We start from the raw sequence: 11,819 nt of genomic DNA, 5'->3' as shown, positions 1-11,819 counted from the left end.
TCGCTATAGGAAACAGTTTTCATCGTCGATGGAGCGCCAACAAGGGGAAATAGGAGATAGGCAAGAAATAGCGACGCAATCACCAAAGGCCAGGCCTGCAAGACCCGGGACCCGGGCGGCGGCGCATCAGGAGGTGTAACGTCATTTCCCATTCAGATCGCCCCAATAGCTGTCTCGGCAGAGCTGACATCTGCTCATGGCCAATGGGAGTGATAATGGACCGTTTTTGCCGGTCGCGCGTTGATACAGATCAGGAGAAAATATCATATGAGAGCGACTTTTGAGCCCGTCAAAGTGGTTTGTTGTCTTTGGACTGAGGCGGGCGTTGCTTCGGTGTGGTACTGTCAGAAGAAACCGGCCCGAGCCAGGCAGAATGGTTTCGTCGCGTTTGGGGATGACAAAACATAGCTACTTTCGCAAGTCCAAATCCTCTCCCGAAATCATCCGCTTGGCGGTCATGCTGTAGGTCAGTTTCCCACTTTCGCCTCGTAATGTGGACGACTAGTGTATGAGCGCGGGATCGAAATCAGCTAGGAGTATCCGTTATGGTCAAGTGCCGTTTGGAACCCATTCACGATCCGATTTGACCCGATATTCGCCGCCGAAATCCGCAAGAAACAGACCAGTCGGATGCGCGCACAAGGGCTCCTAGCGGGCGTTCGCTGCGCCATGCACGAAGCTCCGCCATGGGCGGTGAGTGTCGCTAGGTCATGTGGCTGACGACACGAGTTCTGCGATGGTGACAACAGCAATGGCTACGAAATCCCTTTCGTTGCAAGCCACTTGGGTTTCCTCGCTTGCACGTGCTTTCACTCTGGGCCACGCTGATTTCATGAAACTTAAATTGCACCATATTAATCTATGCTCGACCAATGTGCCCGAGATGGACCGTTTTTATCGCGATGTTCTTACGCTGGGGGATGAAGATCCTGCGGAACTGCCGCCCCTGAACCAAGATAAGGGCTTGGTAGGTAACGTCTCTTTCGTGACCGACGGCGGTATTCAAATGCACCTGACGCCGCGCGACGTTTTGAATTCGTTTCGCTCTGGGCAGGTTGTGAACCCGCTTGAGCGTGGGCATATCGCGTATCGCACGGATGATATCGCGGCGTTTATGGCGCATTTGGAGGCGCAGGGCGTGCCCTATTCTGATTGGGGCAGCAATGCTGTGAAGGGGTGGCATCAAGTGTTTTTCTATGATCCGGATGGAAATGTTATTGAGGTTCATCAGGTTGTGGACTTGGAGTGAGGCTCATTGGATTCTTTTTTGCACTTTGATGAAGGCGCGATTGTTCTAAGTGCGTTCGGGCCCAAATGTTGTGGTGCCTAAATGGCAATCAAAGCCCAAGCCGCATGAATGCTGCGACATGCCAAGTGTCCGCTAAGACGGGCTGCACCGTAGCATGTTGATCCGGTGATCGACGACCGATTTGGGCCGCAAGCAGCTCATTTCCTGTTCCCGGCAAAGGCAAGGTGCGAGAAGCCGATTTTCATTTTTAGAGCAGGAAGTAGAAGCTCCAAATCAAAAGGCATAATCATGTGGCTTGACCTCCAAACACCCATGAAATAGGAGTGATTTTTGTTGAGCGGGCGTTGTGTAATGGTTAAGACCTCAGTTTTCCAAACTGAAGATGCGGGTTCGATTCCCGCCGCCCGCTCCAACCTTTTCACACCAAGGTTATCGAATTATCGCGATTGTGCGTAAAGTCGGCTTGCGGCTTGTTTGGGTCCCGGTTTAAGTCAGTTTAACACCATGACCGATGCATCTGATGTAAACCCCGAAGACCGCGCAAAATCGCGCAATGTCCGCGCTCTTAGCGCGCTCTGGCCGTTTGTGTTGCCATATAAACGGATGCTTGCTGCGGCAGGTGCCGCCCTTTTCCTGACCGCGATGATCTCACTTGTTTTGCCATTGGCGGTGCGGCGGGTCGTGGACGGGTTTGAGTCTTCTGAGACCGACCTGCTGGACAGCTATTTCGGTGCAGCATTGGGGGTTGCCGCGCTGCTCGCTTTGGGGTCGGGGCTTCGGTATTATCTTGTGTCGCGGCTTGGCGAACGTGTGGTGGCAGATATTCGGGTGGCTGTGTTCAACCGGATGGTCTCGATGAGCCCCGCCTTTTACGAACGCCTGATGACCGGCGAAGTTCTCAGCCGCATCACGACCGATACAACCCTGATCCAAAGCGTGATCGGATCCTCTGTGTCGATTGCATTGCGTAACTTGCTGACACTGATCGGAGGCTTGGCGCTTTTGGTGTTCACCGCCCCGAAACTTGCCGGGATCGTGATGTTATCGGTGCCCGCAATTATTGTGCCGATCGTATTTTTGGGCCGACGGCTACGCAGTCTCAGCCGTGAAAACCAGGACTGGATTGCAAACTCGTCCGGTACTGCGTCGGAAACGTTGCTGTCTGTGCAAACGGTGCAGGCTTTTACCCACGAACAACCAAGTCGCGCGGCATTTGCCGAGATCACCGAAAAGTCTTTTGTGGTTGCAAGAAAGCGGATCCTGACACGGGCGATCATGACGGTGATCGTGATCTCGCTGGCTTTTTTCGGTGTTGTGGGTGTGCTGTGGAGCGGGGCGCATGATGTGCGCCAGGGCGTCCTTTCGACCGGCGAATTGGTGCAGTTCGTGATCTATGCGGTGATGGTCGCGGGATCGGTCGGAGCGCTGTCCGAAATCTGGGGCGAATTGCAGCGCGCGGCTGGCGCAACTGAGCGCTTGGTCGAGTTGCTTGAGGCGGAAGATACGGTGCAGGATATCGCCAGCCCGGTCATCTTGCCGGACCGGATTGAGGGGGCTGTGGCGTTTGAAAATGTGACGTTCCGCTACCCAGCGCGGCCTGAAACTGCCGCGCTTGACGGTGTTAGCTTTCGAATTGAGTCAGGTGAAACTGTCGCTTTGGTTGGCCCTTCAGGTGCCGGTAAATCAACGGTTATTCAACTGCTTCTGCGGTTTTACGATCCAAGCCAAGGGCGTATTCTGATAGACGGGCATGAGCTTCGCGACATTGCGCGCGCTGAGTTCCGCCGTTCGATGGCGCTTGTTCCTCAAGACCCGGTTATCTTTGCGAATACAGCGCGCGAGAACATCCGGTTCGGGCGCCCGGACGCGACCGACGCCGAGATCGTGGCCGCCGGACAGGCTGCTGCGGCCCATGATTTTCTGACGGCCCTGCCCGATGGGTATGACAGCTATGTTGGGGAGCGGGGCGTGATGTTGTCTGGTGGGCAAAAGCAGCGGATCGCGCTGGCGCGGGCGATCTTGCGGGATGCGCCGATCTTGCTGTTGGACGAGGCAACAAGCGCTTTAGACGCCGAAAGCGAACGGGCGGTGCAGGACGCGGTGGACAGGCTTGCCGAGGGGCGCACAACGCTTGTTGTGGCGCACCGTTTGGCAACTGTGAAAAAGGCCGATCGCATCCTTGTATTTGATCAGGGGCGTATCGTCGCCGAGGGCTCGCACAACGCACTTGTGGCCGAGGGTGGGCTTTATGCGCGGCTGGCGCGATTGCAGTTTACTGACGGCCTTGCGGCCGAATAAAGCGGGTGACGCAGCGTTGTCGGGCTGCGTTGGCTTGTGGTTTGCATGATAATTGTCAACAAATCCTTTAAAGAACGGGCAAAGCCCGTCGAAGAATGGGAGGAACGACAATGAGCGACTTTACGTCGATTGCGGATCGCGACGCGATAGAGACCGCGATGGTCTGGGAAGCGCGCGGGCTTCCGACCACCGTCTACGGGATGTTGTCGCAGACAACGCAGAAGTGCGGTGCGCGCAATGCGGTTTCCTATCAGATTTTTTCGGGTCCAAAGGACAAGACGGAAACGCTGACCTGGTCACAGTTGCATGCCAAGGTCACGCAGGCCGCGAATTTGTTCCGCAAGCTTGGGGTCGGGGAAACCGATGTAGTGGCCTATCTTCTTCCCAACGCAAACGAGACTGTGATCACACTCTTAGGTGGCACGGTTGCGGGGATTTCGAACCCGATCAATCCACTGCTTGAGGCCGGCCAAATTGGTGCAGTCCTGCGAGAAACCAACGCCAAAGTGCTGGTGACGCTGAAGCCGTTCCCGAAGTCTGATGTGGCCCAAAAAGCGGCCGAGGCTGTGCGTCTTGCGCCCAATGTTCAGACAGTGCTTGAGGTCGATCTGAACCGCTATCTGACACCGCCAAAGTCGTGGATCGTGCCGCTTGTCCGGCCGAAGAGTCCTGTGGCTCATTCCGCCAAGGTGCTAGATTTCAATACAGAGTTGGTGAAACAGAACACGACATTAGATTTTTCTGACGCGATACAGGACCGGGTCTGTGCCTATTTCCACACTGGTGGAACGACCGGAATGCCGAAGGTGGCGCAGCACAAATTCTCGGGTATGATTTACAATGGCTGGCTGGGCAACGAGTTGCTGTTTGACGAAGAAAGCGTGGTGATTTGCCCGCTGCCCTTGTTCCATGTTTTTGCCTGCCATGTTATTTTGATGTCGATGGTGGCTTCGGGCGCGCATGTGGTGTTTCCGACGCCGCAGGGGTATCGTGGCGACGGAGTTTTTGACAACTTCTGGAAGCTGATCGAAAGGTGGAACGTGACATTTATCATCACAGTTCCAACGGCGCTTTCTGCGTTGATGCAGCGTCCTGTTGATGCCGATATTTCCTCTGTGAAAACGGCGTTTTCGGGATCTTCGCCCCTGCCAGTCGAGCTTTACAAGCGGTTTGAAAAGGCATCGGGCGTTGAGATTATCGAAGGGTATGGGCTGACGGAGGCCACTTGCCTTGTGGCCTGCAATCCGATTGGTGGTGTGAAGAAAGTTGGCTCTGTTGGTATTCCGTTTCCCTACACGGAAGTCCGGATATTAGTGGCGACCTCTGACGGTGTTCGCGAAAGCGGAACGGATGAGATTGGTGAGATTTGTGTGTCGAATCCTGGGGTAGTCGCGCACGGGACCTATACCGAATTCGAGAAGAACCACGAGCTATACCATGACTTTGCGGGCAAAACTTATTTGCGCACGGGCGATCTCGGCCGGCTTGATGAAGATGGATATCTTTGGATTACGGGGCGGGCTAAGGACCTGATTATTCGAGGTGGACATAATATTGATCCGGCCGAAATAGAAGAGGCTTTGGCCGGCCACGAGGCTGTTGCGATGGCGGGTGCAATCGGACAGCCGGACGCGCATTCGGGTGAATTACCGGCCGTCTATGTCGAGTTGGTTGGTGGCGCGACGGTGAGCGAGAAAGAGCTTTATGATTATGCAGTGGAGCGCATTCCAGAGCGCGCGGCCTATCCAAAGCATATTGAAATACTTGAAGAGTTACCGAAGACGGCCGTTGGTAAAGTGTTTAAGCCGGACCTGCGGCGTCGCGCGATCACGCGGATATTCGATGCGTCGCTAAAGGCGGCCGGGCAGGACGCGCATGTGAGCGCTGTCGTGGAAGACAAGAGGCGCGGACTGGTCGCCAGGATCGCGCGAACGGGTGATGCGGATGATGCGAAGGTGTCGGAAATCCTGGGCGAATTTGCGGTTGCCTGGGATTGGGAAGTTTAGGATCTTTCGCTTCACATTTACTAACAAGCCTAATTATCGCCACAATTGATGCGACTTTTGCCTCATTTGGGCCAGAAAGTTTGTTGATCCTTTTCGTATTAAGGGATCGAGGGATTTGGTATGGGATATGTCGTCGTTGGTTTTGGACTGGGAGTGGCGGCCGCGATTGCGGCTTTTTTCGGCGGCGCAGGTTTCGCGATGATCGCGCTGGCCTATGTTGGCGGCGGGTCTGCGGTTCTACTGGCGGCCCTTGTCAGCGCCATGATGTTTGACGAAGGGCAAAGCACAGTCGAACAGGACCCGATGCTTTTACCGCACCGTTAAGTCAGTTCAGGAAGACCGAATACCTGACGATCCGATTATTGTCTGAATCACTAATGAAATAATGGTTTCCACTTACCGCAACGCCTTCTGGATCGTCGAATTTGCCCGGACCGATCCCTGGTCGACCATCCCCCAAAACACCAAGCAACGTCCCGCCTTCCGGACCTTCTGGGTCGATCAGAAGGATACGGTGCGCGTCTTGATCGGCAACGACCAGAAGACCTGTTTCGGTGACATCGAGATAACGCGGGCCAACGAGGTTAAATTTGTCAGCGTCAATTACCTGCATTAATTCAAGCTCTTGCGAATAGCGGACCACACGGCGAAGTCGATTGTCTGCAACCCAGATGCTGCCATCGAGTGCTTCGGCCACGTCATGTGCACCAAGGTGACCCTCGACGCCGTCCACTGGCTCTAGATTGTCAAAGGCAACAAGCGCGCCGACGCCGCTGGCCATGGCGAAGATGCGCCCTGATGAGTGGTAAAGCGCGCCTTCTGTGTTCGAGGCGCGCACCCCAATGTCGGGCGGCTCATTTAGCGCGGCGATGTTGTCGTAGACGGCGACGGCACTTGCGCCGCTGACAGCGAGGGCGACTTCTCCGTTTGGACCAAAGGAAATATCCCGCACTCCGGGGAGAAGTCCTGCCCCCATTCCTTCAATTAATTCAAGAGTTTCCGGGTCAAAGACTGCAATCCGTGCATTCAGTTTGTCGGCAACGTAAAGCCGGTTGTCCGGACCAATCGTCAGGTCATGCGGGTCTCCGAGAATGGGCTCGGAGGCCAAATCAAAGCTGGCAAAGGGGCCGGGGCCGAAGGACTGAGCAAAGGCCGGAGAGGCAAGGATGGCAAGAAGAGCGAGATAACGGAGCATATGCAAAGCGTAGCACGCATGACGCGGGGTGTGGTGCGGAGATTTCAGGCGGCTTGTATACGCCAAATGGCCAGGCGGCCCCAAGTGCTGGGCGGGGACATTCGCCTGACACTTGTGACCGCTCGGTGCCGTCAGCGCGTTTTCACGACGGGGCAACTGTGAGAAGTCCCGCCTAATTTTGCGCATAAGTCTTTAAAATTCGTTGCAAAGTCGGTCGATTTGGCGTGTCGTTGAAGAATTATCGAAAGGAAGCCCATGACCAAATCAGTTTCGTTCACTGAGATGAAGCACGGCACGCGCGAAGATTACGAGCTGCTGGCGACCTCTGAGGCGAAGTACCAGGCTGGCACTGCAGACCGGATACTTGCCGAATTGCGCCGTCAAGGCGAGGCGTCAATCGAAGGGTATCAGATCACGCGCTTGGATCATGGGTTGCAATCTGCAACCCGCGCCGAAGGGGATGGAGCGGACCTCGATTGGGTAGTGGGCACACTGTTGCATGACATAGGCGACGGGCTCGCCCCCCAGAATCACGACAGATTTTCGGCTGAGGTGATCCGTCCTTTCGTGCGCTGGGAGGTGGCTTGGGTGGTCGAGCATCACGGGATTTTCCAGCAGATTTATTACGCTCATCACTATGGTTGGGACGAAAACGCGCGGGATCAGTTCAAGGATCACCCCTGTTTCGACGCCTGCGCTACGTTTTGTGAGCGATGGGATCAAGCATCATTTGATCCCGATTACGTGACAAAGCCGCTGGCGTATTTTGAGCCGATGGTGCGGGAGGTTTTTGTGCGCAAGGCCTATGATGCGCAAGTTTTGCGGGACGGGGTTGTAACCGGGATACCTTAAGCGGTGGAAAAATAAAACCGACACTGCGCAGGCAGTTGTTAGTTATCATGGTAAGTAACGGAAATCGCTCTTAAAAATAAAATCCGGTGTAACGTCGGTATTGCTTCGGTGCAGGCGTTCGCATCAAAAAATGCTTGGTTAATGGTCCGTGCGGTGGATTAACACATGAGCTTTGCGATTTAAGATATTGAGAATAATTGGAAAAGAATTTTCCCTTTCCGATTTATCGGGCGTGCGAAGAGGGAAGATGCAGACACGACGGGGAGCTGCGATGAAAGAGACTTGGCGTTGGTGTGGTTGGCACGATCCGATCTCGCGTGCTGAGGTTGCGCAGACCGGCGCGGCGGGGATCGTTTCTGCGCTTCACGACATTCCATATGGCGAGGTCTGGCCGCGCGAGGCGATTGCCTTTCATCGAGACATCATCGCGGCAGCAGGGTTTTCGTGGAAAGCCTGCCCGTGCATGGAGCGATCAAACACGGCGAGGGCGATCTTTCAGCGTATTTTGCGAACTACCGACAATCCATGGCCAATCTGGCGACTGAGGGCATTCATACGACCTGCTACAACTTTATGCCGGTATTGGACTGGACGCGTACGGATCTGACCGCGCCTGTCGCACGGGGCGGCACGTGTTTGCGGTTTTCGGCGCCGAAGATGGCGGCGTTTGAGGTGCATATGCTGGGCCGCGAGGCCGCGCGCGACGATTATACACCTGAGGCTGTTGCGGCGAGGGATGCGTGGTTTCAGCGTGCGACGGACGACGAGCGCGCCGCGCTTTTGGCGGCGATCATGTCGGGGCTGCCGGGGGCGTTTGATCGATACGACATTGCCGGATTGAAGCGGGCTGTCGCGGCCTATGACGGTGTGACGCGCGATGTGATGTGGGCGCATTTCAAGCGATTTCTGGAGGAGGTGATCCCGACGGCGGCAGAGCTTGGGGTGAAGATGTGTGTGCATCCCGATGATCCTCCGCGCGATATTATCGGGTTGCCGCGTCTTTTGGCGGATGCGGATGATATCGCATGGGTCTTGGGGGCTTTGGAGGCGCCTGCGAACGGGCTGACATTGTGTTCGGGGTCTTTGGGAGCAAATCCTGCAAATGATGTGCCAGCCATGGCGGCGCGCTTTGGCGACAGAGTGCATTTTGCGCATTTGTGCAATGTGCGGCGGGAGGCGGACCGGTCGTTTGAGGAGGCAGCCCATCTGGAGGGCGCCACCGATATGGTGGCTTTGCTGGCAACATTGTTGGAGGCAGAAGCCGCGCGCGGTGTGTCGATCCCGTTTCGCCCCGATCACGGGCATGAGTTGTTGAGCGATATCGGGGCGGGGGCTGTGCCTGGTTATCCGCTTGTCGGGCGGCTTCGCGGTTTGGCAGAGTTGCGAGGGGTAATTGCGGGACTGCAGGGCCGGGCGGCGCTTTGAAGCGCGGCTAAAGTGGATATAGTTGTAGGAGAATCGGAGTTTGATGGAGCGATGGAATGGGTAATTTCTGGTGGTATGCAGTGATCGCGTCGCTTGTGATCATACTTGGTATTTCGATGAGAGATGTTTGGGGCGTTTTTTAGGGCGCTCATTTCGAGCGGAGTTGGTCTTTCGTTTCTAACGGGCCTTGGCTCTTCTGGTTTCTGCGAAACGACTGCTGCCTTTTTCTTAGGGGATGTGGTGTTGGCCCTTCGTTTTACGAAAGAACTTTGGTGTTTCTGGAGGGCATTGAATCCCTACACCTTGGTGTTTCACGACGCATGTTGCCTTCCTCGACAAAAGCGATAACCCGTTGGCCCAACTCAAGTGGATTTGATTTGCCCATAAATGGCCTCCTTATCTGCCTACAAACATAGGAATCATGGATAATCGCTCAACGGAATTCTGAATCTGATCTGGTTAGACACAGAGTTCAGGACACTCCCGTCAGACACGCTCTAGCAAAATTAATCTGCGCCAAGAATGTCGATAAACGGCGCAGTTCATTGGGCGCGCGGCTTACTCCGTCCGCCTGCGAAACCCGGCGCCTGAGATTGCTCTAGCCCGTCGTCATAGGCGCCTCTTCGGTTCTGAAACGGAACACTATTACTTACCACTCCCTGCTAAGCGATGTCAGGGAGCGGCAGTTAGTTCCAGTTAAAATTGGGGGTGCACAGGCCTACAAGGCGCAAACTGGTCTCCCCAACGCTTATTACATCTCCATCGCGAAGTTTGGCCGGCAACCTTTGGACAGTTCCATTAAGACGCACTGCGCTTTGCCCCCCGTCTCCCAATTCGAAGACATGAAATTTCTCATTGTATGTAAGTTCGGCGTGGCGAACCGGTGCAATCGAGGAATCTCCATAGTCCAACCGCACTGTCTGCCCCTCTTCACGACCGATATGAGAAACGCCGCCTTCAAGCACGAACCATTCGCCAACTCCCGCTCCTTCCACGACAACAAGCCATCCGTGAGGGTACTTAACGCGGTCCTCTGTAGGGGGATTGGCCGCGGTGTTTTTGGGTGTCTCTGTGCCTGTATCGCTGCCTGCGTCCCACGCCTGCCCAGCCACTTCCTGGGCTTCCGGCTGAGACTCAGAAACGGTTTCGACAACCTCGGGCTGAGGTTGAGTCGCCTTTTGGGGAATGGGAGTGGAGTCCATCCATGACATATCTGCCGGTGGCGCATCCTCGGCTGGCTTGTTTAGAACCTCGTCTGGCACAGATTGATGCACGATTGGCTTATCGACGCCATTGATGCGGCCACCAGGCTCTTTCCGGCCAAATATTCTTCCAATCATTAGCACATTCTCCGTCTTTAAATTGTCGGTGCTGTTGTGTTCGCGCGCACCAGTTCTCAACTGCTGAAGGAGAAATTTGCCGAAACCGAGGCATTGGTCTGGACGGTCGTCGTTCGTGGTAAGTTGGCAACTATGGAGCACGCGCATCAGCGGGTTAGTCAAATGCCTTCTATCAGGGGCGGTTTCAACAGATCGCGCAATTGTGCCGCGAACGCGACTAGGTGAAAGCAATCTCGGCTAGAAAAAGCGCCAAGATCGCCATGGCCTGTGACCCGAAGCCTAGGCCCTTCATCCGGACGGCGTCGGGCGGCGCGCCGGCCTTTGGGTAATGATTAAAATCAAATCCAACAGTTGAGCCCTTGGGGATGCCCTAGGTAAAAGAAGTTCGGCGTGTTAGAGTCATATGTCGGCCCAGTTTCTGCAGGGCGTCGAAATTGCAAAATAAGTTGGGGGGAAATCTTTATGGCAATGTACATTGTGACAGGGTGCTACACATCTGACGCTATCAAGGGACTATTGGCGGCTCCGAGTAACCGTGAGGCTGCCGTGCGCCCGCTTGTTGAGGCTGCAGGTGGTAAGATGGTTTCTTTTCTAGTGACAACCGGCGAAACTGACTTTTCGATGGTCATTGAAACGGAAGATGCGGAGGGCTTGATGTCCGCTCTAATTGTGGCCGGCGCAACAGGTACCGTATCAAACCTGAAGACAGTGCAAGCGTTCACCAGCGAGCAATTCCTCAATGCGCAGAAGAAAGCCGGGCAAATAGCGGCAAAATTTAAACCGGCGGGCTAGCGGCGTTCCTCACCGGCCGCAAACTCCGGTGTACGGGATTAACCTACCCGCTGTCATTTAGCAGTTCATCGACCTGTTAGTCAAAACCCGTCAGAGCCGTTTTGGTCCGCGCCTTCGGTTCAGAAACGGAAAACCAATACCAACCATTCCCTGCTTGGGGCAGGTTTATCAATCAGGGTTGGTCTAATGTCCGCTATGTGGGACTTTGCGACTGATCGATCAAAGTTGGCCTTGGATAGGATCTGAAAGGAGGTCCAGGCGGTTGTTGAGTCAGTAAGCCACAAGGGAGGGTTGAAGATGAAAATCGACGCTAACCCCATAGACACCGTTCATAGGCTCAAAAACGCGCCTAGATGCCACGCAAAGGCCCAAGCACACTGGCGAGCGCCGCAAGTGTCCTGCGGTACAGGGTTGGAGCGTCTGCCGCTTTGACGGTGCGGGTGGCCGACATAAGAGGCCGGTCCGTCGCACCCACAGCGGAAACATGGCGGGCGGTCGCGAGAGATGGCCAACGCGCGTGTCTTGGCCAGTTTCCTAGAGCAGTTTTCTCGGTCTAAATGGTGGGTTTAGGAGCCTAGATTTTTCTCAATTTTGGATTTGTATTTCTTCTTTTGAGCTTCGGTCCAGCCAGACTTGGCTCTACCCCATTCCTTGCCGCTGTC

General features: G+C 55.1%; 8 protein-coding genes, 1 tRNA gene and 1 pseudogene. 8 read left to right on the top strand and 2 right to left on the bottom strand.

Annotated features, from left to right (window positions below):
* Window positions 1-751 precede the first annotated feature (751 nt).
* The 5 genes from AC221Y_RS12945 to AC221Y_RS12925 all read left to right on the top strand — a co-directional run bounded on the left by AC221Y_RS12945 (window position 752) and on the right by AC221Y_RS12925 (window position 5,877).
* Entirely contained in the window at window positions 752-1,249 is a 498-nt protein-coding gene (locus AC221Y_RS12945; protein WP_486707464.1) for a VOC family protein, read from the top strand.
* A 337-nt stretch (window positions 1,250-1,586) separates the two neighbouring features.
* Window positions 1,587-1,661 (top strand) — tRNA-Gly (locus AC221Y_RS12940).
* 92 nt (window positions 1,662-1,753) lie between these two features.
* Window positions 1,754-3,547: an ABC transporter transmembrane domain-containing protein gene (locus AC221Y_RS12935; RefSeq protein ID WP_299755839.1), complete on the top strand. Its 1,794-nt coding sequence runs from the start codon at window positions 1,754-1,756 to the stop codon at window positions 3,545-3,547.
* A gap of 110 nt (window positions 3,548-3,657) precedes the next feature.
* Complete coding sequence (locus AC221Y_RS12930) at window positions 3,658-5,553, top strand: acyl-CoA synthetase (RefSeq protein WP_299755841.1); 1,896 nt, start codon at window positions 3,658-3,660, stop codon at window positions 5,551-5,553.
* 120 nt (window positions 5,554-5,673) lie between these two features.
* The gene (locus AC221Y_RS12925) at window positions 5,674-5,877 is read left to right on the top strand and encodes a hypothetical protein (RefSeq protein ID WP_299755843.1); all 204 of its coding nucleotides are present in this window, start codon (window positions 5,674-5,676) and stop codon (window positions 5,875-5,877) included.
* A gap of 1 nt (window position 5,878) precedes the next feature.
* Here the strand turns inward: AC221Y_RS12925 and AC221Y_RS12920 are convergent, their stop codons facing one another.
* On the bottom strand, window positions 5,879-6,748 hold the full coding sequence (locus tag AC221Y_RS12920; protein WP_299755845.1) for an NHL repeat-containing protein: 870 nt from the start codon (window positions 6,746-6,748) through the stop codon (window positions 5,879-5,881).
* A gap of 255 nt (window positions 6,749-7,003) precedes the next feature.
* Between AC221Y_RS12920 and AC221Y_RS12915 the strand changes: the two genes are divergently transcribed.
* Together AC221Y_RS12915 and uxuA are read left to right on the top strand one after the other, a co-directional pair.
* Window positions 7,004-7,600, top strand: a complete 597-nt coding sequence (locus AC221Y_RS12915) for an HD domain-containing protein (RefSeq protein ID WP_299755847.1) — start codon at window positions 7,004-7,006, stop codon at window positions 7,598-7,600.
* A 247-nt stretch (window positions 7,601-7,847) separates the two neighbouring features.
* Window positions 7,848-9,025 (top strand): annotated as a pseudogene (uxuA, locus tag AC221Y_RS12910) (mannonate dehydratase).
* Between the two features lie 686 nt (window positions 9,026-9,711).
* Here uxuA and AC221Y_RS12905 read toward each other — a convergent pair.
* Window positions 9,712-10,365 (bottom strand): FHA domain-containing protein, encoded by a 654-nt coding sequence (locus AC221Y_RS12905; RefSeq protein ID WP_486707463.1) that lies wholly within the window; start codon window positions 10,363-10,365, stop codon window positions 9,712-9,714.
* Window positions 10,366-10,827: 462 nt separating this feature from the next.
* Between AC221Y_RS12905 and AC221Y_RS12900 the strand changes: the two genes are divergently transcribed.
* Entirely contained in the window at window positions 10,828-11,157 is a 330-nt protein-coding gene (locus AC221Y_RS12900; RefSeq protein ID WP_299755851.1) for a GYD domain-containing protein, read from the top strand.
* Window positions 11,158-11,819: the final 662 nt, after the last annotated feature.

The organism is Boseongicola sp., from assembly GCF_057460485.1.
Note: the sequence above shows the minus strand (reverse complement) of the source record. Positions and strands in the feature narration are given on the sequence as shown.

Bases quoted from the DNA above. Each gene is read 5' to 3' on its own strand.
- AC221Y_RS12900 (WP_299755851.1), top strand. From the start codon at position 10,828: ATGGCAATGTACATTGTGACAGGGTGCTACACATCTGACGCTATCAAG.
- AC221Y_RS12920 (WP_299755845.1), bottom strand. From the start codon at position 6,748: ATGCTCCGTTATCTCGCTCTTCTTGCCATCCTTGCCTCTCCGGCCTTT.
- AC221Y_RS12945 (WP_486707464.1), top strand. From the start codon at position 752: ATGGCTACGAAATCCCTTTCGTTGCAAGCCACTTGGGTTTCCTCGCTT.
- AC221Y_RS12905 (WP_486707463.1), bottom strand. From the start codon at position 10,365: ATGATTGGAAGAATATTTGGCCGGAAAGAGCCTGGTGGCCGCATCAAT.
- AC221Y_RS12935 (WP_299755839.1), top strand. From the start codon at position 1,754: ATGACCGATGCATCTGATGTAAACCCCGAAGACCGCGCAAAATCGCGC.
- AC221Y_RS12925 (WP_299755843.1), top strand. From the start codon at position 5,674: ATGGGATATGTCGTCGTTGGTTTTGGACTGGGAGTGGCGGCCGCGATT.
- AC221Y_RS12930 (WP_299755841.1), top strand. From the start codon at position 3,658: ATGAGCGACTTTACGTCGATTGCGGATCGCGACGCGATAGAGACCGCG.
- AC221Y_RS12915 (WP_299755847.1), top strand. From the start codon at position 7,004: ATGACCAAATCAGTTTCGTTCACTGAGATGAAGCACGGCACGCGCGAA.